Genomic DNA, 20668 nt, shown 5'->3' on the forward strand with positions numbered 1-20668 from the left:
GTCGGCCGCGACGTGCTGCTGGCCGCGTTCGAGCGGGCCGGCTTCCCCGCGCCGACCGTGGTCGCCGAACAGGCCGAGCCCGACCCGGGCTTCCCGACCGTCGCCTTCCCCAACCCGGAAGAGCCCGGCGCGATGGACCTGGCGTTCGCCACCGCCCGCGCCGCCCGCCCCGACCTGGTGATCGCCAACGACCCGGACGCGGACCGCTGCGCCGTCGCCGTCCCCACCGCCGACGGCGACTGGCGGATGCTGCGCGGCGACGAGGTCGGCGCGCTGCTCGGCGCGGCCCTCGCCGCCAAGGGCGCGAGCGGCGTCTTCGCCACCACCATCGTCTCCTCCACCCTGCTCGGGAAGATCGCCGCCGCGGCCGGCCTCGGCTACGCGGAGACCCTCACCGGCTTCAAGTGGATCTCCCGCGCCGAGGGCATCCGCTACGGCTACGAGGAGGCGCTCGGCTACTGCGTCGACCCGGACGGCGTGCGCGACAAGGACGGCATCACCGCCGCCCTGCAGATGGCCGAGCTCGCCGCCGGCCTGAAGCGCGACGGCCGCACCCTCGCCGACCTGCTGGACGACCTCGCCCTCGCGCACGGCCTGCACGCCACCGACCAGCTCTCGGTCCGCGTCGACGACCTCTCCGTCATCGCCGAGGCGATGCGCACCCTGCGCGACAAGCCCCCCGTCGAACTGGCCGGCCTCACCGTCGCCCGCGCCGACGACCTCACCGCCGGCACGCCCGAGCTGCCGCCGACCGACGGCCTGCGCTACGTCCTCACCGGGCCCGCGGTCGGCTCCGCCCGGATCGTGGTCCGCCCGTCCGGCACCGAGCCCAAGCTCAAGTGCTACCTGGAGGCCGTCCTCCCGGTCGCGGCCCGGGAGGACCTCCCCGCCGCCCGCGAACAGGCCCACGCCCTGCTGACCGCCCTCAAGCAGGACCTGGCGGCCGCCGCCGGCCTCGTCTGACCCCCGGCAACGGAAAAGGGCCCCGGGAGGAGTCCCGGGGCCCTCTGCGTGCCGTCGTCAGGTCGCGGCGACGACCGAGACCAGGGCGACCAGGCCCGCCAGGGTGGGGGCGATCACCCACCAGCACCAGGTGGTCCGGACCTCGCCGGTGGCGCCGGGGTTGCGGGCGTAGCGCTCGGCCTGCTCCTGGAGGGAGGCGACCACCGCGTCGGACCAGGCGCGGGTCGGGTCGAGCTGGTCGGGGCGGGTGGACGTCTGCTTGGTGCGGGCCTTGGGCAGCGCCGGGTCGCCCTGGGCGGCGGCCCTGGCCGCGCGGCGGGTGGCCTTCTTGCGCTGGCGGATCGAGACCGGAACCGCCCAGACCTGGAACTTGCGTCCGCCGGCGAAGAGTTCGACCGAGTAGCCGGCCCTCAGCCCCTCCACGCTGGCCCACGGCACGACCACGGTGCGCAGCGGGTTGCGGACCAGCAGCCGCTGGTCGTTGGACTTCACCACGGGCCGCAGCGTGTAGGCGGCCACCGGGAAGACGAAGACGGGCGCGGCGGCGAGCGCGACCCACGGGGTGGCGCCGGTGCCGGAGACGACGGCGTCGATGATCAGCCAGCCGGCGACTCCGAGCAGCATGACGCCCGCGATGACGCCGGGGACGGAGCGGTGGACGCGGTCGGCGTACTTGGGCCCGTCGGCGGCGGACCCCTGGTCGGGTGTCCGGTCGGATTCGGTCATGGCGTCGATTCTGCCCCAGGGTCGGGGCCGTCCCCAATGGCGACGGGGCCACGGGACGGTCACGAATGATCCGTCCCGTGACCTGGGGCGTTCAGGCGGTGCGGCGGCGCAGCGTGGCCGCGCCGAGGGCGAGGGCGAGCAGCGCGCTGCCGGCCACCACCGCGAGGTCGGCCACCACCTGTCCGTCGACGCCGCTCCGCGCGGTGATCCGGCCCATCGCGTCGACGGCGTAGGAGAGCGGCAGCACGTCGGAGATCACCCGCAGGGCGGGGGCCATGTCGGCGCGGGGCACGAACAGTCCGCACAGCAGCAGCTGCGGCAGCAGCACGGCGGGCAGGAACTGGACGGCCTGGAACTCGGTGGCGGCGAACGCGGAGACCAGCAGGCCGAGGGCCATGCCGAGCAGTCCGTCGGCGAGCGCGACGGCGAACACCAGCCAGGTGGGTCCGGCCACCTGGAGGCCGAGCAGGCCGATGGTGAGGGCGGAGGCCAGCGCGGCCTGCACCAGGGCGACCAGGCCGAACGCGAGGGCGTAGCCGAGCAGCAGGTCGAGCCGGCCGAGCGGCATGGTGAGCAGCCGCTCCAGGGTGCCGGTGGTGCGTTCGCGCAGCATCGCCACCGAGGTGACCAGGAACATCACCATCAGCGGGAAGACGCCGAGCAGCTCGGGGCCGATCCGGTCGAAGGTGCCGGGCTGCCGGTCGTACATGTACTTGAGCAGCACCAGCAGCAGGCAGGGCACGGCCAGCAGCATGGCGACGGTGCGCGGGTCGTGGCGCAGCTGGGCGAGGACGCGGCGGGCGGTGGCCAGGGTGCGGCGGGCGGCGGCGCTCATCGGACGGTCTCCTGCGGGTGTTGCTGCACGAGGGTGAGGAAGGCGCTCTCGACGTCGCTCGCGCCGGTGGCGGCGAGCAGCGCGGCGGGGGTGTCGTGGGCGAGCAGCCGGCCGTCGCGCATCAGCAGCAGGCGGTCGCAGCGGGTGGCCTCGTCCATCACGTGGCTGGAGACCAGCAGGGTGGCGCCGGCCCGGGCGAGGTCGGCGAACAGCTGCCAGAGGTCGCGGCGCAGCACCGGGTCGAGGCCGACCGTGGGTTCGTCGAGGATCAGCAGTTCGGGTCGGCCGAGCAGGGCGGCGGCGAGCGAGACCCGGGCGCGCTGGCCGCCGGAGAGCCGGGCGACGGGGGTGCGGCGGTGGGCGTCCAGGCCGACCTGTTCGATCACCCGGTCGGGGTCGGTGCGCGGGGCGCCGAGGACGGCGGCGAAGTAGTCGAGGTTCTCGCCGACCGTCAGGTCGCCGTAGACGGAGGGCGCCTGGGTGACGTAGCCGACCCGGTCGCGCAGGGCGGCGCTGCCGGCCGGGCTGCCGAGCACGGTGACGGTGCCGGCGGCGGTGCGCTGCACGCCGACGACGGCGCGCAGCAGGGTGGTCTTGCCGCAGCCGCTGGGGCCGAGCAGGCCGGTGACGGTGCCGCGGGGGACGTCCAGGTCGAGGCCGGGCAGCACGGTGGCGCCGCCGCGCCGCACGACGAGTCCGGTGATCCGGATCGCGGGGTCGTCCGCCGACCCCGCCGGGGAATTCATCATGCGATGAATTCTGTGCCCGGGCGGCGAAGCCCGTCAAGGCCGCCGACACCCCTCGCCGTGAGCTGCGTCACCCACGTCAACCGGACGACCGCTCCCGTTCGTAGCGACAGGTAAGCAACCGACCTGCAAGGAGCCGACCGATGACCGAGGAGGAGTTCACCGACTTCTACAGCCACTCGGTCCGCCGGCTCACCGGCCAGCTGTACCTCGTCACCGGCGACCTCCACGAGGCGCAGGACGTGGTCCAGGAGGCCTTCGTCCGCGCCTGGGGCCACCGCCGCTCCCTCGACCGCGACCACGCGCCCGAAGCCTGGGTTCGCACCGTCGCGGGCCGCCTGGCGATCAGCCGCTGGCGGCGGGCCCGCACCGCCGCCCGGGCCTGGCGGCGGCACGGCGAACCCGCCGACGTGGCCGGGCCCGACCCGGGCGCCGTCGATCTGGCCGCCGCGCTGCGCCGGCTGTCCGAACGCCAGCGCCTGTGCGCCGCCCTGTTCTACGTCTGCGACCTGCCGCTGGACCGGATCGCCGACGAGACCGGCATGGCCCCCGGCACCGTCAAGGCCCACCTGTCCCGGGCCCGGGCCGCCCTCGCCCAGCACCTCGACACCCCCTCCGAGGCCGAGGAGAACATCGATGCACTCCCCTGACCCGAGACTGGCGGCCGTACTGCGGACAGCCGCCGACGCCGCCTCCGCCCGCACCTTCGCCCCGCCCGCCCGACAGGTCGCCGCCCGCGGCCGCCGGCGCCGCCGGGTCCGGGTCGGCGCGACCCTGACCGTCACCGCCTGTCTGGCGATCACCGTCGGCGTCACGCTCGCCCCCGACCGCCCGCCCCGTCCCGTCGGACCGGCCGACGCCCCGGCGACCGTCCGGACGCCCACCCCGTCCGCCACCCTCGCCCCGAGCCCGACCCGCACCCCGCCCTACGGCGCCGCCACCTCGCCCCCGCCGTCGCGGCCGATCGCCAGCACCACCCACCCGCAGCCCTGATCCCCGACCGACCAGGACCCCCGATGCCGACCACCGCCCTGACCGACCGCCCGACGCCCATCGCCCCGCCGCCCCCGCGCCCCGCATCCGCGCTCCCGGAGCCACTGGCCCGGCTGTGGCACGCGGCCGGCCCGGCCCTGGCGGTGTACGCGGGCGCGCTGGTCCTGCACCTGACGCTGCTGGCCGCGATGATCACCCGGCCCGGCACCACGCTGACCGACCGGCTGACCGCCTGGGACGGGCGGCACTTCCTGGAGATAGCCTCCGCCGGCTACCCCGACGCCTACAGCTACACGCCCGAGGGCGAGCTGACCGGCAACGACCTGGCCTTCTTCCCGCTGTTCCCGATCCTGGTCCGCCTCGTGCACGCGGCGACCGGCCTGAGCTGGTCGGTCTCCGGCATCGTCACCGCCCAACTCGCGCTGCTGGCCGCCCTGGTGACGATCCACCGGCTGGTGAGCCGGCTGTACACCCGGCGGACCGCCACCGTGGTCCTGGTGCTGCTGGCCGCCGCGCAGCCGATGTCCCTGGTGTTCTTCATGGCCTACAGCGAGTCGCTGCTGCTGGCCACCGCCGCCGCCGCGCTGCTCGCCGCGCACCGCCGCGCCTGGCCCGCCGCCGGCCTGTTCGCCTTCCTCGCCGGGCTGACCCGCCCGGCCGGCCTCGCCGTGGTCGCCGCGCTCGCCGTCGCCGCCCTGCTCGAACTGCGCCGCGAGCGCCGCCTGCTCCCCGGCCCGCTCATCGCCACCGCGCTGGCCTGCACCAGCACCCCGCTGTACCTGTGGTGGGTCGCCGACCGGCTGGGCGACGCCGACGCCTGGTTCGCCGTCCAGCGGGCCGGCTGGGACACCCACTGGGACTGGGGCGCCTCGCTGTGGGAGTTCCTGACCCGCACCCTGCAGACCGGCGAGGGCTGGGTCCCGGTCTCGATCGCCGTCCTGATCCTCGCCCACCTGCTCGGCACCGCCCTGGCCGTCCGCCGCACCACCTGGCCGCCGCTGCTGGTCTACGGCGCGACGGTGGTGGTGCTGACCCTGGCGCAGAGCAACTACTACCACTGCAAGCCGCGCCTGCTGGCCCCCGCGCTGCTCTTCCTGCTCCCCGCCGCCGGCGCCCTCGCCCGGGCCCGCCGCAGCACCCGGATCGCCGTCCTCGCCGGCGCCGCCCTGTTCGGCTGCTGGTACGGCGCGTACCTGCTCACCGCCTGGCGGTACGCGATCTGACCCGTCGTCGGATCGCCCCCGTCACGGGGCTTGACAGCCCCGCAATAAGCGGTGCGGCGACAGCGGGCCGGTTCGGTACGATTGCGGCGGCCGGGCGGCCGCTGAGAACGCGTCGCGGACCGGCCCTCGACACCCGCTCGCGGGCACCGCCGCGTGCCCGCCGGAGAGCATCGGAGTTCCCCAGGATGACTCGGCAGTTGATCACCAGCGCGCTTCCCTACATCAACGGGATCAAGCACCTGGGCAACATGGTCGGGTCGATGCTCCCGGCGGACGTGTACTCCCGCTACCTGCGCCAGCGCGGCCACGAGGTGCTGTACATCTGCGCCACCGACGAGCACGGCACCCCGGCCGAGCTGGCCGCCCAGGAGGCCGGGCTGCCGGTCGCCGAGTTCTGCGCCCGGGCGCACGACCAGCAGAAGGCCATCTACGACGGCTTCCAGCTGTCCTTCGACTGGTTCGGCCGCTCGTCCTCGCCGCAGAACCGGGAGATCACCCAGGAGATCGCCCGCGAGCTGCACGCCAACGGCTTCATCGAGGAGCGGGCGATCCGCCAGGTCTACTCGATCGCCGACGGCCGCTTCCTGCCCGACCGCTACATCGTCGGCACCTGCCCGCACTGCGGCTACGACAAGGCCCGCGGCGACCAGTGCGAGAGCTGCACCCGGGTGCTCGACCCGACCGACCTGCTGGAGCCGCGCTCGGCGATCAGCGGCAGCTCCGAGCTGGAGGTCCGGGAGACCAAGCACCTGTTCCTGCTCCAGTCCAAGCTCACCGACGAGGTCGAGGCCTGGATCGACGCGAACGGCGACAGCTGGCCGGTGCTGGCTTCCTCGATCGCCCGCAAGTGGCTCACCGAGGGCCTGCAGGACCGCGCCATCACCCGCGACCTGGAGTGGGGCGTCCCCGTCCCCGCCGACGTGTGGCCCGAGCTGGCCGCCGAGGGCAAGGTCTTCTACGTCTGGTTCGACGCCCCGATCGAGTACATCGGCGCCACCAAGGAGTGGGCCGACGCGACCGGCGGCGACTGGCGCTCCTGGTGGTACGAGGCCGACGACACCGTCCGCTACACCGAGTTCATGGCCAAGGACAACGTCCCGTTCCACACGGTGATGTTCCCCGCCACCATCCTCGGCTCGCGCAAGCCCTGGAAGAAGGTCGACTACGTCAAGGCCTTCAACTGGCTGACGTACTACGGCGGCAAGTTCTCCACCAGCCAGAAGCTCGGCATCTTCACCGACGTCGCGCTCGAACTGCTCCCCGCCGACTACTGGCGCTACTACCTGATGGCGAGCGCCCCCGAGTCCGACGACTCCAGCTTCACCTGGGACCTGTTCGCGGCCACCGTCAACAAGGACCTCGCCGACACCCTCGGCAACTTCGTCAACCGCGTGCTGTCCTTCAGCCGCAAGCGCTTCGGCGACGAGGTCCCGGCCGGCGCCGAGAACAGCGAGACCGAGATCGCGCTCGGCGCGCAGATCGCCGACCTGCTCGCCGAGTACGAGGCCCAGCTGGACGCGCTCAACTTCCGCAAGGCTGCGCAGGCGCTGCGCGCGCTCTGGTCGGCCGGCAACGCCTACCTCGACGTCACCGCGCCCTGGACGCAGATCAAGACCGACCCGGAGGCCGCGGCCCGCACCCTGCGCACCGCGATCAACCTGATCCACCTGTACTCGGTGGTCTCCGAGCCGTTCATCCCGACCGCGGCCCGCACCGTCCGCGAGTCCTTCGCGCTCGACGGCGACACCCGCACCTGGATCTCCGCCGACGAGGCCCGGGCGCTCTCCCTGGTCCCGGCCGGCACCGGCTTCACCGTGCCGCCGGTGCTGTTCGCCAAGATCACCGACGAGGACCTCGCCGCCTGGACCGAGCGCTTCGGCGGCGGCCAGGCCTGACCCGTCAGCCCGTCAGGTACCCCTGGACGGTGCGCCCCAGCAACGGGGCCAGCACCTCCGGGGGCGCCGAGGCGAGCGGCTCCACCGCGATCACGTACCGGGCCATCGCCAGGCCGACGATCTGCGACATCACCAGCTCCACCCGCAATTCCGGCTGCTCGACGTCCAGTCGGGCCGCCACCCGGTCGACCAGCTCGGTCACCATGAACGACCGCATCAGCGCCGCCACCTCCTCGCTGGCGGCCGCCGTCCGCACCAGCGCGAGCAACCGCTCGCGCACCGGCGGCTGCTCCCACAGCTCCAGCACGAACGCCGCCACCCGCTCGCCGGCTGACGCCGGGTCGCCCTCGAAGACCTTCTCGACCACGGCGCGCGGCTCGAACGGGAACTCCAACGCGGCCATGAACAGCCGGTCCTTGCTCCCGAAGTAGTGGTGCAGCAGCGCCGCGTCCACCCCCGCCGCCCGAGCGATCGCCCGCATGCCGGCCTTCTGGTACCCACGCGCCGCGAATTCGGCCCGCGCCGCCGCCAGCACCGCCCCCCGGGTGTCCTCACCCCCGGGCCGCCGGCCCCTTGCTTTCGCTTCACTCACCCTCAAATGGTGCACCACCAGGGAGCCCCGACAGGGGCTCGTGGGGGCACCTCCCGGCCCGCCAGGGCTGGGGGAGAACGGCGAGGGCATGTCTGCGGATGATCAACAGGGCGCTGTGCGTTCCGCCGTTTTTGGTTCCTGTCTTTCACCGCCAGCAACACGACCCTCCGCTGTCCCCGACCACCCGCAGACTCGACCCCGCCGTTCCCCGGGCCCCTGAATGCACGCCCCGCCTACCATTCGCCTACGCGCGTAGATATGCTGCTCTGGTGACTATGTCCACTCTTGCAGCCAACGCCCCCGGCGCCCCGGGCGGCGGCCTCGCGGACGTCGCGGCGTCCGAGGCCACCTTGCGCCGCTTCCTGCACGGCCTGCCCGGGGTCGACCAGGTGGGCCTGGAGGCGCGCGCAGCGACTCTCGGCACCCGGTCGATCAAGACCACCGCCAAGGCCTTCGCCATCGATCTCGCCATCTCGATGATCGACCTGACCACGCTGGAGGGCGCGGACACGGTCGGCAAGGTCCGCTCGCTGTGCGCGAAGGGCCTGAACCCGGACCCGACCGACCGCACCGCTCCGCAGGTCGCGGCGATCTGCGTGTATCCGGACATGGTCGAAACCGCGAAGACCGCGCTGCGCGGCAGCGACATCCAGGTGGCGTCGGTGGCCACCGCGTTCCCGTCCGGCCGGGCCGGGATGCCCGTGAAGCTGGCGGACACCGCGGAGGCGGTCGCCGCGGGCGCCGACGAGATCGACATGGTGATCGACCGGGGCGCGTTCCTCTCCGGCCGCTACCTGGAGGTCTTCGAGGAGATCCGCGCCGTCAAGGAGGCGTGCAGGCGTCCCGACGGCAGCTCCGCCCACCTGAAGGTGATCTTCGAGACCGGTGAGCTGCAGACGTACGACAACGTCCGCCGCGCGTCCTGGCTGGCGATGATCGCGGGCGCGGACTTCATCAAGACGTCCACCGGCAAGGTCGCGGTGAACGCCACTCCCCCGGTGACGCTGCTGATGCTGGAGGCGGTGCGGGACTTCCGCGCGGCCACCGGCACGCAGGTCGGCGTGAAGCCGGCCGGCGGCATCCGCACCACCAAGGACGCGATGAAGTACCTGGTGATGGTGAACGAGACGCTGGGCGACGACTGGCTGAGCCCGCACTGGTTCCGGTTCGGCGCGTCCAGCCTGCTGAACGACCTGCTGATGCAGCGCCAGAAGCTGCGCACCGGCCGGTACTCCGGTCCCGACTACGTGACGGTGGACTGACCATGGCGAAGACCGACAAGAAGACCGCGCAGCCCGTACAGCCCGCGAAGCCCTCCGGCCTGTTCGAGTACGCCCCCGCGCCCGAGTCCCCGGCCGCCGCGGGCGAGATCGCGACGTCCTACGGCCACTTCATCGGCGGCCGGTTCGTCGACTCCTCCGGCTCGGAGGCGCTGAAGACCGTCAACCCGGCGACCGAGCAGGTGCTGGCGGAGTTCGCGCAGGGCACCGAGGAGGACGTGGACCGTGCGGTGGCGGCCGCCCGGAAGGCGTTCGCCGGCTGGTCGTCGCTGCCGGGCAGCGAGCGCGCCAAGTACCTGTTCCGGATCGCCCGGATCGTCCAGGAGCGCAGCCGCGAGCTGGCCGTCCTGGAGTCGATCGACAACGGCAAGCCGATCCGGGAGACCCGCGACGTCGACCTGCCGCTGGTCGCCGCGCACTTCTTCTACTACGCGGGCTGGGCCGACAAGCTCGACTTCGCCGGCTTCGGGCCGAACCCGCGCCCGCTGGGCGTCGCCGCGCAGGTGATCCCGTGGAACTTCCCGCTGCTGATGCTGGCGTGGAAGGTCGCCCCGGCGCTGGCCACCGGCAACACGGTGGTGCTGAAGCCCGCCGAGACCACCCCGCTGACGGCTCTGCGGTTCGCCGAGATCTGCCGCCAGGCGGGCCTGCCGGACGGTGTGGTGAACATCGTCACCGGTGACGGCCGCACCGGCGCCGCGCTGACCGCGCACCCGGACGTGAACAAGGTCGCTTTCACCGGCTCCACCCCGGTCGGCCGGGCGATCGCCAAGCAGATCGCCGGCACCCGCAAGAAGCTCTCGCTGGAGCTCGGCGGCAAGGCCGCGAACATCGTGTTCGACGACGCGCCGCTGGACCAGGCCGTCGAGGGCATCGTCAACGGCATCTTCTTCAACCAGGGCCACGTGTGCTGCGCGGGCAGCCGCCTGCTGGTGCAGGAGTCGATCCAGGACGAGCTGCTGGACGCGCTGAAGCGCCGGATGGGCACCCTGCGGGTCGGCGACCCGCTGGACAAGAACACCGACATCGGCGCGATCAACTCGGCCGCGCAGCTGGCCCGGATCACCGAGCTGGCCGCCGCGGGCGAGCAGGAGGGCGCCGAGCGCTGGGCGCCGGAGTGCGAACTGCCGGGCGCGGGCTACTGGTTCCGCCCCACCCTGTTCACCGGCGTCTCGCAGGCGCACCGGATCGCCCGCGAGGAGATCTTCGGGCCGGTGCTGTCGGTGCTGACCTTCCGCACCCCGGCCGAGGCCGTGGAGAAGGCCAACAACACCCCGTTCGGCCTGTCCGCGGGCATCTGGACGGAGAAGGGCTCGCGCATCCTGTGGATGGCGAACCGGCTCCGCGCGGGCGTGGTGTGGGCGAACACCTTCAACAAGTTCGACCCGACCTCGCCGTTCGGCGGGTACAAGGAGTCCGGTTACGGCCGCGAGGGCGGCCGCCACGGTCTGGAGCCCTACCTGAATGTCGAGGCCCTCGATGTCTGAGACTGCCATGCGGATCGAGGTCTTCAAGACCTACAAGCTGTACGTCGGCGGGAAGTTCCCGCGCTCGGAGAGCGGGCGGGTGTACGAGGTGACCGACACGAAGGACCAGTGGCTGGCCAACGCCCCGCTGGGCACCCGCAAGGACACCCGGGACGCCGTGCTGGCGGCCCGCGCGGCCGTGAAGGGCTGGTCGGGCACCACCGCGTACAACCGCGGCCAGGTGCTGTACCGGGTCGCGGAGATGCTGCAGGGCCGCCGCGAGCAGTTCACCGCCGAGGTGGCGGCCGCCGAGGGGCTGGGCGCCAAGAAGGCGGCGGCGCTGGTGGACGCGGCGATCGACCGCTGGGTCTGGTACGCGGGCTGGACCGACAAGGTCGCGCAGATCGCGGGCGGCGCCAACCCGGTGGCCGGTCCGTTCTTCAACCTGTCCACCCCGGAGCCGACCGGCGTGGTCGGCGTGGTCGCGCCGCGCACCGGTCACGGCTTCTCGCTGCTCGGCCTGGTGTCGGTGGTCGCTCCGGCGATCGCCACCGGCAACACCGTGGTGGTGGCGGCGGCCGAGCAGGCCCCGCTGCCGGCGCTGTCGCTGGGCGAGGTGCTCGCCACCTCCGACGTGCCGGGCGGCGTGGTCAACCTGATCTCCGGCCGCACCGCGGACATCGCCCCCACGCTGGCCTCCCACCAGGACGTCAACGCCCTCGACCTGGCCGGGGCGATCGACCTGGAAGGACCCGGCGCGGCGGCCGCCCTGGAGGCGTCGGCGGCGGATACATTGAAGCGAGTGGTCCGACCGGCCGCCGACCCGTCCGCCGTGGACTGGACGGCCTCCCCCGGCACCGGGCGACTGCTCTCCTTCCTGGAGACCAAGACGGTCTGGCACCCGATGGGCATCTAGCAGCCCGGCCCGACCGGCCAACTCCACACAGACCGGCCGCCCTCAGCGCCCCTACCCCCCCCGGGGGCCCGGGCGGCCGCGACGGGCCCGCACTTCTCCCCCCCCTGGTGCGGGCCCGTCCTCATGCCCTCGCACTCGAATCGGGGCCGACCGGCGGGTTACGACCAGCCCGTCGGATGCGTCAGACTGGTATCTCGTGAGTGACTCCCCGCTGAACCGCCGACCGATATCCCGCGTCATCCTGCTGTCGGGCCCCTCCGGGTCGGGGAAGTCCTCGCTGGCCGAGCGCAGCGGCCTGCCGGTGCTCCAGCTCGACGACTTCTACAAGGACGGCGACGACCCGACGCTGCCGCAACTGCCGGACGGCGGCGGACCGGACTGGGACTCGCCGGACTCCTGGCACGGCGAGCAGGCGCTGGCGGCGATCCGGACGCTCGCCTTCGACGGGCGGGCCGAGGTGCCGGTGTACTCGATCCCCGCGAACGGCCGCTCCGGCAGCCGCACGCTGGAGCTGGACGGCGCGGCGGCGTTCGTCGCGGAGGGCATCTTCGCGGCCGAACTGGTCCGCCGCTGCCAGGCCGAGGGCCTGCTCGGCGACGCCCTGTGCCTGCGCAACAAGCCGTCCACCACGGCCTGGCGGCGCTTCCGCCGGGACGTCCGCGAGGGCCGCAAGTCGATCCCCTACCTGCTGCGCCGCGGCCTGCGCCTGATGCACGCCGAGCGCGGCATCGTCGCCCGCCAGGTCGAACTGGGCTCGTACGCCTGCTCGGGCGTCGAGGCCGGCCGCCGGATCGCCGCGGTGGCCCGCCAACTGCCCGCCGAACTGGTCTGAGACACAAGGGGGACGTGGCGGTGGACGAGCGCTGGCTGGTGGCCGGGCTGGGCAATCCGACCCGCCGGTACGCGGGGACGCGGCACAACGCGGGCTTCCTGGTGGCGGACCGGCTGGCCGAGCGCCACGGCGCCCGCTGGCGCGGGGTGACCACCCGCACCGCCTCGTTCGCCCTCGACGGCCGCACCGTGCTGCTGGCCGAGCCGCAGTGGTCGATCAACCTGTCGGGACGCCCGGTCGCGGCGCTGCTGCGCCGTCACCAGGTGCCGGTGGAGCGGCTGCTGGTGATCCAGGACGACCTGGACTTCCCGTTCGGCGCGGCCCGGTTGAAGCGCGGCGGAGGCCCGGGCGGCCACAACGGCGCCCGTTCGGTGCACACGGCGCTGGGCACCGCCGACTACGCGCGGCTGCGGGTGGGCGTGGGCCGGCCGCCGAAGGGCGTCAGGGTGAGCGACTTCGTGGTGGACCGCTTCTCCGAGCAGGAGCAGCAGCGGATGCCGGATCTGCTGGACCGCTGCGCGGACGCCGTCGAGGCGTTCGTGCTGCGCGGCCTGAACCGCGCCCAGGACGTGCTGCACACCGCCGACGCGCACTGACGTCGGGTCAGCCCTCGTCGGGCACGCCGCGGCGGACCAGCCAGGGCAGCACGAACCAGAGGCCGCCGAAGAGCAGCGCGATCACCGCGGTGATCGGAATGGCCATCGGGAAGCCGAGGACCACGGCGAGCACCAGCAGGACGGCGCCGCTGAGCGCCATCGCCAGCAGGACCAGGCCGACCTGGGCGATCCGGGCGGAGACCTTGACGATCCTGGTCCGCTTGGGGTGGCGGAACAGGCCGCGGTGCAGGGCGACGGGCGTGGCGAGCACGGCGGCGGCGACCACCGTGAGCAGCAGCACCACCACGTACAGGTCCTGCCGGGCGTCGTCGAGTTCGGCGAACCGCGGGGTGAAGGCGACGCCGAGCAGGAACGCGAAGACGATCTGCACGCCGGTCTGCAGCACCCGCAGTTCCTGGAGCATCTCGACCAGCCGCCGGTCGGCGCGGGCCTGCGGGGATTCCGCCACGGGGTCGTCCATCCGCTCATTGTGGCGGTCGGCGGGCCGGGAGACGACGGAGGCGGGCCCCGGTGCTTTCTCCCCCGCACCGGGGCCCGCCTTCGCCTGCGGCGCCGGACGGCCCCCGGCGGACGCTCCCCCCAGAGCGGTCCGCCGTCGTCCAGCACCTTCCCCCACCACCCGTCCCCCGACGGGAGTCGTGTCGCTCAGGCGACCAGCTCGCCGAAGGCGTGCACGGTGTCGCCGGAGCGGTTGAGCTGCTCGTCCTCGCGCATCCGGCGCAGCGCGCGCCAGATGGAGCTCTTCACGGTGCCGACGCTGATGCCGAGGATGTCGGCGATCTCCGGGTCGGTGCGGCCCTCGTAGTAGCGCAGCACGAGCATGGTCCGCTGGTTCTCGGGCAGCTTGGCGAGCGCCTGCCAGAGCACGGTGCGCAGTTCGGTGCCGCCCATGGCGTCGGTGTCGCCGGCGTGCTCGGGGAGTTCCTCGGTCGGGTACTCGTTGACCTTGCGGCGGCGCCAGGCCGAGATGTGCAGGTTGGTCATGGTGCGGCGGAGGTAACCGCCGACCGCGGCCTTGTCGGTGATCCGGCCCCAGGCGCGGTAGGTGGAGAACAGCGCGGACTGCAGCAGGTCCTCGGCCTCGTGGCGGTCGCCGGTCAGGTGGTAGGCGGTGGCGTACAGGGAGGCGCGGCGCTCACGCACGTACGCGGTGAACTCGGCGATGTCGCGCGCCTCGTCCGTCACGGCGGCCGGCTGCTCGCCCTGCGCGCCTCCCTGGTCGGCCTGCTCCCCCCGGAAGGTCTGCGGCGCGAGCCGCAGCATCCGGCCCGCGGCCTGGCTCCCCAGCCGGCCGTGGGTGGTGTCCCCGCTCCTGGTCCCCACGACCGGGCGGCGGGTTCCGGCGCTGTGCGTGCACCCCCGTACGACGACGGCGCCGGCGTTCTCCTCCTCGTGACGCGGCCGGTTGGTGCCCAGCACGGCTGCACGCGGCCCGGCGTTTCGGGTCGTCAGCGTTGCGGTCATCGGGCACCCCCATGGTCGGTACGAGCGGTTCCTTGCTCGTCGCCGCTCCGGGCCGGGCCCGGTGTCTGTCGCGGCGACAAGGAAAATCCTGCCGGGCGCTCGTCATGGCGGTGTCTGTCGACTGTCACAGGGCTGTCACAAGGACACCCGTTTCCGGGCAGTCGCCGGCTCCGACAGGGCTGACGCCGGAGCGGGCCGATCCGGTTCCCGGGAGGGCCAGGATCACCCGGGTGGGTGTTTCCCGGGTCAGGGTGGGACACAATGACCTCCGTGTCTTACCTGCTTCTGATCGAGGACGACGACGCCATTCGCACGGGCCTCGAACTCGCCCTCACCCGCCAGGGTCACCGGGTCGCCACCGCCGCGTCCGGCGAGGACGGTCTGCGCCTGTTCAAGGAGCAGCGCCCGGACCTGATCGTGCTCGACGTGATGCTGCCGGGCATCGACGGTTTCGAGGTGTGTCGGCGCATCCGGCGCACCGACCAGCTGCCGATCATCCTGTTGACGGCGCGCTCCGACGACATCGACGTGGTGGTCGGCCTGGAGTCCGGCGCCGACGACTACGTGGTGAAGCCGGTGCAGCCACGGGTGCTGGACGCCCGGATCCGGGCCGTGCTGCGCCGCGGCGAGCGGGAGAGCTCGGACTCCGCGGCGTACGGCGGCCTGGTGATCGACCGTTCGGCGATGACCGTGACCAAGGACGGCCAGGACCTCCAGCTGACCCCGACCGAGCTGCGGCTGCTGCTGGAGCTGAGCCGCCGCCCGGGGCAGGCGCTGTCCCGTCAGCAGCTGCTGCGGCTGGTCTGGGAGCACGACTACCTGGGCGACTCCCGCCTGGTGGACGCGTGCGTGCAGCGGCTGCGGGCGAAGGTCGAGGACGTGCCGTCCGCGCCGACGCTGATCCGTACCGTCCGCGGGGTCGGCTACCGTCTGGACCCGCCCGCGTGACGCCCTCCTTCTGCCTGGTGAGCCTTTTTTGACCGACCATCAGTCCGCGCCGCACCGTGCCCGTTCGGTGTCCTGGCAGCGGCTCAGCTCTTTGCGGGTCCGGCTGATCGCGGTGTTCGCCGCGGTCGCGCTGGTGACCGCCGTGTCCGCGTCCGGGATCGCCTACTGGCTGAACCGCGACGCGGTGCTCAGGCGCGCCCAGAACGCCTCCCTGAACGACTTCCGCGGCTCGTTGACCCGCACCGTCTCGCAGCTGCCGCTGCACCCGACCTGCCAGGACCTGTCGTCGCTGGCGGTGCAGGTGGCGAGTTCCGGCCTGGCGTACGACGTGGTCGTGGTCGACCCGTCGCAGCCGGACTGCACCGCCTCCTCCGACCCGATCGCCTTCACCGCCAAGCAGGTGCCGCCGGCGCTGGTCACCGCGGTCAACAAGCCGCGCGAGATCGGCCCGGGCAACCCGTACCAGTACCACCTGTACTGGCAGCGGGTGAACCTGTCCGGGCCGTACGTGGTCGGCGGGACGAAGGTCGAGCCGGACGGGCCGACCGCCTACATGTTCAAGTCGCTGCAGAACGAGCGGGCCGACCTGAACACCCTCGGCTGGTCGCTGGCGATCGCCACCCTGCTGGCGCTGGTCGGCTCCGCGCTGCTCGCGCAGGGCGCCTCGGCGACGGTGCTGCGGCCGGTGCGCCGGCTCGGCGACGCCGCCCGGCGGCTCGGCGAGGGCGAGCTGGACACCCGGCTCGACGTCGAGGGCAACGACGAACTCGCCGACCTGGCGCGGACGTTCAACCGCACCGCGGAGTCGCTGTCGGAGCAGGTCGCGGAGCTGAGCGCACGCGAGGCGCAGTCCCGGCGGTTCGTCGCCGACATGTCGCACGAGCTGCGCACCCCGCTGACCGCGATGACGGCCGTCACCGACATCCTGGAGGACGAGGCCGACTCGCTCGACCCGATGATCGAGCCGGCGGTGCGGATCGTGGTCTCCGAGACCCGCAGGCTGTCCGACCTGGTGGAGAACCTGATGGAGGTGACCCGGTTCGACGCCGGCACCGCCAAGCTGGTCGCCGACGAGGTCGACATGGCCGACCTGATCATGTCCTGCATCGACGGCCGGGCCTGGTACGACGCCGTCGAACTGGACGCCCCGCGCGGCATCCTGGCCGTCGTCGACCCGCGCCGCCTGGACGTGGTGTTCGCCAACCTGATCGGCAACGCGCTCAAGCACGGCGGCTCCCCGGTGAAGGTGAAGGTCCGCCAGGACGGCGAGACCGTGGTGGTGTCCGTCTCCGACGGCGGCCCCGGCATCCCGGAGGACGTGCTGCCGCACGTCTTCGACCGCTTCTACAAGGCCGACAAGGGCCGGGCCCGCTCCGAGGGCAGCGGCCTGGGCCTGTCCATCGCCGAGGCCAACGCCCTCATCCACGGCGGCGCCATCACCGCCGCCAACAACCCGGAGGGCGGTGCCGTGTTCACCCTCACCCTGCCGCTCACCCAACCGCCCGCCCCCGGCCCGGAAGAAGCACCATGACCGCCCGCCGCCGCCTCCACGCCGTCGCCCTGCTGGCCGGCTCGACGGCCCTGCTCACCGGCTGCGGCATCCGCCCCACCGCGGTGCCGGTCGACGCCGGCGCACCCGCCAGCCGCACCGCCTGCCCCACGCCCGTCCTGATGCCGGTCGCCCCGACGGCGCCCGGGTCGGCCGGCGCCACCTCGCCGACCGCGTCCCCGTCCGCTTCCGCGAAGGCCACTCCGAGCCGGGTCCCGACGCCGTCGGCCACGCCCTCGCCGACGGCGACGGCGCCCGGGGTGTTCGGCGCGCCGTCAGCCCGCCACTGCCCCTGATCACCCGTACGGCGGAACCACCGCCGGTACGGCGCGCGTCCCCCGGAATGTGCACACCACTGCGCGAACCGACCGCACGACGGCGCCGTACCGGTACCGGACGGCAGCCCGGCTGCTGCTGACCCTCCACCTCCTGCTGCTGGTCTGGCTGGCCCTCCGCCCGGTCACCGCCGCCTGGACCGGCCCGTCCAATCTCACCCCGTTCGCCTCCGTGCACCAGGCGCTCACCAACCGCACCCTGCCCGCCACACTCGCCTCCGGCCTCCTGCCGCTGGCCCCCGCGGGCCTGCTGCTCCCGCTCGCCGTCGGCAGCCCCGACCGGTCCTGGCTGCTGTCCTTCCTCCGCACCACCGGCGCCGCCGCCCTGCTCGCCACCGCCCTGGAGATCCTTGAGGGCTGGGCCCCCGGCCACGTCCTCGACGTCGACGACATCCTCCTCGGCACCCTCGGCGCCGCCGCCGCCCACCTGCTCCTGGCCACCCCGCTGCGCGCCCACGCCCTGCGCCGCCCGGCCGTGGCGCCGCGCGCCGCAACGCCGCGCCGGGGCCCGAAGGAGCAGCGCCCGCGGTCCGTCGCGGCGCCCGTGATCCGGACGCTCGGCTCCCCGGTGGCTCCGCGGCGCTGAGGGCCCGCGGCGCGGTCCGGTCCTCGGCGAGCCCGTCGACGGCGTCCTCCGCCGGGAAGTGCAGCACCGCCGCCGATCCGGGTACCGCCCTCACGGACCCGCCGGCTGCTCCAGGTGTTCGGCTCAGTCGGCATCCCGAGGGCCGGGTCTCGGGGTCCGCCCCGGAGTCGACCCCGAGGTCGGCGTACCCCGGGACGGGGAGCGGCTCCGGGTCCGAATCGGCATCGCGGCGGACGGAAAGCAGCAGGTCGCGGCGCGACGATGGAGTCATCCCCGGTCGGACCGCCCGGCCCGGAAGCACTCCCCTCGGAGGAGAAGATGAGCACCCTCGCCCGTCCCCGTCACCACCGCGTCATCGGCGGCGTCTGCGCCGGTATCGCCCGGCGCTTCGGGTTCACGCCGTGGACGGTCCGGATCATCTTCCTGGCGTCCTGCCTGCTGCCCGGCCCGCAGTTCCTGATCTACCTGGCGCTGTGGCTGCTGCTCCCGCAGGAGCCGTGACCCGCCCGGGGCACCCGATGACGCCCACGCCACCCGTACCGCCCATGACGAAGGGGCCGCCCCGCTGCTGCGGGACGGCCCCTCGGCCGTTCTTCTGCTCCTCGCCGGAGCCGTCAGCCGCCCACGCCGGGCAGGCCCGGCAGGCCGGGGGCGCCGCCGCCGGTCGGGGTCAGGCTGGTCAGCGTGCTGATCACTCCGCCGACCGGGGTCTTGGCCAGGCCCTGGCCGCCCGGGACGGCGTCCAGGCCGCCCACCCGGTGCTCGGGCGCGGCCTGCGGGTCGACACCGGCGGGGCCGACCTGCTCGGCGACCGGCGCGGTCTGCTCCGTGGCCTGGGCCGGGGCGGCGGCCGGCGCGGGGGCGGCGGCCGGGGTGCCGGCGGCCGGGTTGAGCGCGCCCGTCACGGTGCCGAGCTGATCGGCGCCGGGCAGCTTGCTCACGGCCCCGGTGGCGGCACCGGTCACACCCGGGTTGGTGAGCGCGCCGGTCGGCAGTCCGAGGCCGCCGGGGGCGACCGGCGCGGCGGAGGCGGTGCCCGCGGCGACGGCGGCGGCGACAACGCCGAGCACGGCGGTGCCGGCGGCCTTGAGAGTGGCCTGCTTCATGTGTGCGTCCTCAGTCCTGGTCGGGCCGGTGCGGGGTCGCACGCCCGGGGATTCAGGGCACGGCCGTCACACCGAGTCAGCAGTGACCGGCTCACCGTAGTGACAGCGCCACGCCCGGTTCAAAATCCGACCACTCCCCCGAGTGATAAGTCCGACCATCTCCATGGACGTTGACCACTCGGGGGCAGCCCGCCGCCGACGGACCGTCAGCCGCGTGGACCGAACAGCCACTCGGCCTTCAGCTCCGCGTACCCCGGCTTGATCACGTCGTTGATCATCGCCAGCCGCTCGTCGAACGGCAGGAACGCCGACTTCATCGCGTTGACGGTGAACCACTCCATGTCGCCCAGCGTGTAGCCGAACGCGTCCACCAGGTGCCCGAACTCGCGGCTCATGCTGGTCCCGCTCATCAGCCGGTTGTCGGTGTTGACGGTGACCCGGAACTTCAGCCCCGCCAGCAGCCCGATCGGGTGCTCGGCGTACGACGCCGCCGCACCGGTCTGCAGGTTCGACGTCGGGCACATCTCCAGCGGCACCCGCTTGTCCCGCACGTACGCGGCCAGCCGCCCGAGCTCCACCCGGCCGTCCTCGCCGACCGTGATGTCGTCGACGATCCGCACACCGTGACCGAGGCGGTCCGCGCCGCAGCACTGCACCGCCTCCCAGATCGACGGCAGGCCGAACGCCTCACCGGCGTGGATGGTGAAGTGGTTGTTCTCGCCCTTGAGGTAGTCGAACGCGGCCTGGTGCCGGGTCGGCGGGTGACCGGCCTCCGCGCCGGCGATGTCGAACCCGACCACCCCGCGGTCCCGGTGGCGGTTCGCCAGCTCGGCGATCTCCTGCGAACGGGCCGCGTGCCGCATCGCGGTCAACAGCGTCCCGACCCGGATCCGGTGCCCGCGCGCCCGGGCGTTCGCCTCGCCCAGCCGGAAGCCCTCGTTGACGGCCTCCACCACCTCGTCCAGGGTCAGCCCCGCCTCCAGGTGCTGCTCCGGCGCGTACCGCACCTCGGCGTACACCACGCCGTCCGCCGCCAGGTCCTCCGCGCAGTCCGCCGCCACCCGGACCAGCGCCTCCCGGGTCTGCATCACCGCACACGTGTGCGCGAACGTCTCCAGGTACCGCTCCAGCGACCCCGAGTCCGCCGCCTCCCGGAACCACACCCCGAGCTCCGCCGGGTCGGTGGTCGGCAGCCCTTCGTAGCCGCAGTCCGCCGCCAGCTCGACGATGGTCTCCGGCCGCAACCCACCGTCCAGGTGGTCGTGCAACAGAACCTTGGGGGCGCGGGCAATCTGCTCCGCCGTGGGAACACGCGGGGCCGTCGTGCCCGCGAGAGTGATCTGCTTCTCCATTGCCGGAGCATAGCCCCTACGCGCGTAGATCAGCTACGCGCCCCACCCGCCGGGGGGAAGCGGAACCCCCGCACGGCCCTGAGCGAGGGTGCCTCCGCCGCGACAGCACGAGGTCGCGGAACGCGGCCACCGATGGGGTGAGGGGACGCGTCGCACTCCGGGCCGGGCGCGAAGCGGAACCCACACCGCGAAGCGGAACCCACACCGCGAAGCGGAACCCACACCGCGAAGCGGAACCCACACC

General features: G+C 73.5%; 23 protein-coding genes. 15 read left to right on the top strand and 8 right to left on the bottom strand.

The window, feature by feature from the left end:
- Positions 1-963: phosphohexomutase domain-containing protein (locus tag IEZ12_RS39645; protein WP_505744232.1), on the top strand; the 963-nt coding region annotated here is incomplete at its 5' end.
- A gap of 57 nt (positions 964-1020) precedes the next feature.
- Here IEZ12_RS39645 and IEZ12_RS33750 read toward each other — a convergent pair.
- The 3 genes from IEZ12_RS33750 to IEZ12_RS33760 form a co-directional block, all read right to left on the bottom strand.
- A complete protein-coding gene (locus IEZ12_RS33750; protein ID WP_189277695.1) occupies positions 1021-1689 on the bottom strand; it encodes a PH domain-containing protein in 669 nt (222 codons plus the stop codon).
- A 91-nt stretch (positions 1690-1780) separates the two neighbouring features.
- Entirely contained in the window at positions 1781-2524 is a 744-nt protein-coding gene (locus IEZ12_RS33755) for an ABC transporter permease (protein ID WP_100587281.1), read from the bottom strand.
- On the bottom strand, positions 2521-3273 hold the full coding sequence (locus IEZ12_RS33760; protein WP_189277697.1) for an ABC transporter ATP-binding protein: 753 nt from the start codon (positions 3271-3273) through the stop codon (positions 2521-2523). Before IEZ12_RS33760 ends, IEZ12_RS33755 begins: the two co-directional genes overlap by 4 nt.
- A 140-nt stretch (positions 3274-3413) precedes the next feature.
- Here IEZ12_RS33760 and IEZ12_RS33765 point away from each other — a divergent pair, with 140 nt between their 5' ends.
- The 4 genes from IEZ12_RS33765 (at position 3414) to metG (ending at position 7381) form a co-directional block, all read left to right on the top strand.
- Entirely contained in the window at positions 3414-3920 is a 507-nt protein-coding gene (locus tag IEZ12_RS33765) for a SigE family RNA polymerase sigma factor (RefSeq protein ID WP_189277699.1), read from the top strand.
- Positions 3907-4263, top strand: coding sequence for a hypothetical protein (locus tag IEZ12_RS33770; protein ID WP_189277701.1), 357 nt, complete (start codon positions 3907-3909; stop codon positions 4261-4263). Before IEZ12_RS33765 ends, IEZ12_RS33770 begins: the two co-directional genes overlap by 14 nt.
- 23 nt (positions 4264-4286) lie before the next feature.
- Entirely contained in the window at positions 4287-5486 is a 1200-nt protein-coding gene (locus tag IEZ12_RS33775) for a mannosyltransferase family protein (protein WP_229848527.1), read from the top strand.
- A gap of 185 nt (positions 5487-5671) precedes the next feature.
- On the top strand, positions 5672-7381 hold the full coding sequence (metG, locus tag IEZ12_RS33780; protein WP_189277703.1) for a methionine--tRNA ligase: 1710 nt from the start codon (positions 5672-5674) through the stop codon (positions 7379-7381).
- A gap of 4 nt (positions 7382-7385) precedes the next feature.
- Here metG and IEZ12_RS33785 read toward each other — a convergent pair whose 3' ends face one another.
- Entirely contained in the window at positions 7386-8063 is a 678-nt protein-coding gene (locus IEZ12_RS33785) for a TetR/AcrR family transcriptional regulator (RefSeq protein WP_189277705.1), read from the bottom strand.
- 185 nt (positions 8064-8248) lie between these two features.
- Between IEZ12_RS33785 and deoC the strand changes: the two genes are divergently transcribed.
- The 5 genes from deoC (at position 8249) to pth (ending at position 13063) form a co-directional block, all read left to right on the top strand.
- Complete coding sequence (gene deoC / locus IEZ12_RS33790; RefSeq protein ID WP_189277707.1) at positions 8249-9235, top strand: deoxyribose-phosphate aldolase; 987 nt, start codon at positions 8249-8251, stop codon at positions 9233-9235.
- A 2-nt stretch (positions 9236-9237) separates the two neighbouring features.
- Complete coding sequence (locus IEZ12_RS33795) at positions 9238-10740, top strand: aldehyde dehydrogenase family protein (RefSeq protein ID WP_189277709.1); 1503 nt, start codon at positions 9238-9240, stop codon at positions 10738-10740.
- A complete protein-coding gene (locus IEZ12_RS33800) occupies positions 10733-11635 on the top strand; it encodes an aldehyde dehydrogenase family protein (protein WP_189277711.1) in 903 nt (300 codons plus the stop codon). Before IEZ12_RS33795 ends, IEZ12_RS33800 begins: the two co-directional genes overlap by 8 nt.
- A 196-nt stretch (positions 11636-11831) precedes the next feature.
- Positions 11832-12467 carry an ATP-binding protein gene (locus tag IEZ12_RS33805; protein WP_189277713.1) on the top strand — a complete coding sequence of 212 codons (636 nt, stop codon included), beginning with the start codon at positions 11832-11834 and terminating at the stop codon, positions 12465-12467.
- A gap of 14 nt (positions 12468-12481) precedes the next feature.
- The gene (gene pth / locus IEZ12_RS33810) at positions 12482-13063 is read left to right on the top strand and encodes an aminoacyl-tRNA hydrolase (protein WP_189277715.1); all 582 of its coding nucleotides are present in this window, start codon (positions 12482-12484) and stop codon (positions 13061-13063) included.
- 7 nt (positions 13064-13070) lie between these two features.
- On the opposite strand, the gene IEZ12_RS33815 is transcribed toward pth, so the two are convergent.
- The gene (locus IEZ12_RS33815) at positions 13071-13544 is read right to left on the bottom strand and encodes a DUF6328 family protein (protein WP_189277717.1); all 474 of its coding nucleotides are present in this window, start codon (positions 13542-13544) and stop codon (positions 13071-13073) included.
- Positions 13545-13729: 185 nt separating this feature from the next.
- On the bottom strand, positions 13730-14548 hold the full coding sequence (locus tag IEZ12_RS33820) for a SigE family RNA polymerase sigma factor (RefSeq protein WP_189277719.1): 819 nt from the start codon (positions 14546-14548) through the stop codon (positions 13730-13732).
- Between the two features lie 270 nt (positions 14549-14818).
- On the opposite strand from IEZ12_RS33820, the gene IEZ12_RS33825 reads away from it, so the two are divergent.
- The 5 genes from IEZ12_RS33825 (at position 14819) to IEZ12_RS33845 (ending at position 18467) form a co-directional block, all read left to right on the top strand.
- Positions 14819-15496: a response regulator gene (locus IEZ12_RS33825; RefSeq protein WP_100587346.1), complete on the top strand. Its 678-nt coding sequence runs from the start codon at positions 14819-14821 to the stop codon at positions 15494-15496.
- Between the two features lie 28 nt (positions 15497-15524).
- The gene (locus tag IEZ12_RS33830; RefSeq protein WP_043914332.1) at positions 15525-17027 is read left to right on the top strand and encodes an ATP-binding protein; all 1503 of its coding nucleotides are present in this window, start codon (positions 15525-15527) and stop codon (positions 17025-17027) included.
- Positions 17024-17341: a hypothetical protein gene (locus IEZ12_RS33835; protein WP_189277721.1), complete on the top strand. Its 318-nt coding sequence runs from the start codon at positions 17024-17026 to the stop codon at positions 17339-17341. The genes IEZ12_RS33830 and IEZ12_RS33835 overlap by 4 nt, the downstream gene beginning before the upstream one ends.
- Before the next feature lie 49 nt (positions 17342-17390).
- Positions 17391-17966, top strand: a complete 576-nt coding sequence (locus tag IEZ12_RS33840; protein WP_189277723.1) for a VanZ family protein — start codon at positions 17391-17393, stop codon at positions 17964-17966.
- A gap of 318 nt (positions 17967-18284) precedes the next feature.
- A complete protein-coding gene (locus IEZ12_RS33845) occupies positions 18285-18467 on the top strand; it encodes a PspC domain-containing protein (protein WP_189277725.1) in 183 nt (60 codons plus the stop codon).
- A gap of 113 nt (positions 18468-18580) precedes the next feature.
- On the opposite strand, the gene IEZ12_RS33850 is transcribed toward IEZ12_RS33845, so the two are convergent.
- Together IEZ12_RS33850 and IEZ12_RS33855 are read right to left on the bottom strand one after the other, a co-directional pair.
- A complete protein-coding gene (locus IEZ12_RS33850; protein WP_052509598.1) occupies positions 18581-19072 on the bottom strand; it encodes a hypothetical protein in 492 nt (163 codons plus the stop codon).
- Between the two features lie 206 nt (positions 19073-19278).
- On the bottom strand, positions 19279-20424 hold the full coding sequence (locus IEZ12_RS33855; protein WP_189277727.1) for an adenosine deaminase: 1146 nt from the start codon (positions 20422-20424) through the stop codon (positions 19279-19281).
- Positions 20425-20668 lie beyond the last annotated feature (244 nt).

The organism is Kitasatospora griseola (assembly GCF_014648555.1).
GTDB classification, from domain to species: Bacteria; Actinomycetota; Actinomycetes; order Streptomycetales; family Streptomycetaceae; genus Kitasatospora; species Kitasatospora griseola.

What these genes read in the sequence shown, in the direction of transcription:
- IEZ12_RS33815 (WP_189277717.1), bottom strand. Translation starts at nt 13,544, where the DNA reads ATGGACGACCCCGTGGCGGAATCCCCGCAGGCCCGCGCCGACCGGCGG.
- IEZ12_RS33800 (WP_189277711.1), top strand. Translation starts at nt 10,733, where the DNA reads ATGTCTGAGACTGCCATGCGGATCGAGGTCTTCAAGACCTACAAGCTG.
- IEZ12_RS33775 (WP_229848527.1), top strand. Translation starts at nt 4,287, where the DNA reads ATGCCGACCACCGCCCTGACCGACCGCCCGACGCCCATCGCCCCGCCG.
- IEZ12_RS33750 (WP_189277695.1), bottom strand. Translation starts at nt 1,689, where the DNA reads ATGACCGAATCCGACCGGACACCCGACCAGGGGTCCGCCGCCGACGGG.
- deoC (WP_189277707.1), top strand. Translation starts at nt 8,249, where the DNA reads ATGTCCACTCTTGCAGCCAACGCCCCCGGCGCCCCGGGCGGCGGCCTC.
- IEZ12_RS33765 (WP_189277699.1), top strand. Translation starts at nt 3,414, where the DNA reads ATGACCGAGGAGGAGTTCACCGACTTCTACAGCCACTCGGTCCGCCGG.
- IEZ12_RS33835 (WP_189277721.1), top strand. Translation starts at nt 17,024, where the DNA reads ATGACCGCCCGCCGCCGCCTCCACGCCGTCGCCCTGCTGGCCGGCTCG.
- IEZ12_RS33850 (WP_052509598.1), bottom strand. Translation starts at nt 19,072, where the DNA reads ATGAAGCAGGCCACTCTCAAGGCCGCCGGCACCGCCGTGCTCGGCGTT.
- IEZ12_RS33760 (WP_189277697.1), bottom strand. Translation starts at nt 3,273, where the DNA reads ATGATGAATTCCCCGGCGGGGTCGGCGGACGACCCCGCGATCCGGATC.
- IEZ12_RS33770 (WP_189277701.1), top strand. Translation starts at nt 3,907, where the DNA reads ATGCACTCCCCTGACCCGAGACTGGCGGCCGTACTGCGGACAGCCGCC.
- IEZ12_RS33785 (WP_189277705.1), bottom strand. Translation starts at nt 8,063, where the DNA reads ATGCCCTCGCCGTTCTCCCCCAGCCCTGGCGGGCCGGGAGGTGCCCCC.
- metG (WP_189277703.1), top strand. Translation starts at nt 5,672, where the DNA reads ATGACTCGGCAGTTGATCACCAGCGCGCTTCCCTACATCAACGGGATC.
- IEZ12_RS33755 (WP_100587281.1), bottom strand. Translation starts at nt 2,524, where the DNA reads ATGAGCGCCGCCGCCCGCCGCACCCTGGCCACCGCCCGCCGCGTCCTC.
- IEZ12_RS33855 (WP_189277727.1), bottom strand. Translation starts at nt 20,424, where the DNA reads ATGGAGAAGCAGATCACTCTCGCGGGCACGACGGCCCCGCGTGTTCCC.
- IEZ12_RS33795 (WP_189277709.1), top strand. Translation starts at nt 9,238, where the DNA reads ATGGCGAAGACCGACAAGAAGACCGCGCAGCCCGTACAGCCCGCGAAG.
- IEZ12_RS33820 (WP_189277719.1), bottom strand. Translation starts at nt 14,548, where the DNA reads ATGACCGCAACGCTGACGACCCGAAACGCCGGGCCGCGTGCAGCCGTG.
- IEZ12_RS33845 (WP_189277725.1), top strand. Translation starts at nt 18,285, where the DNA reads ATGAGCACCCTCGCCCGTCCCCGTCACCACCGCGTCATCGGCGGCGTC.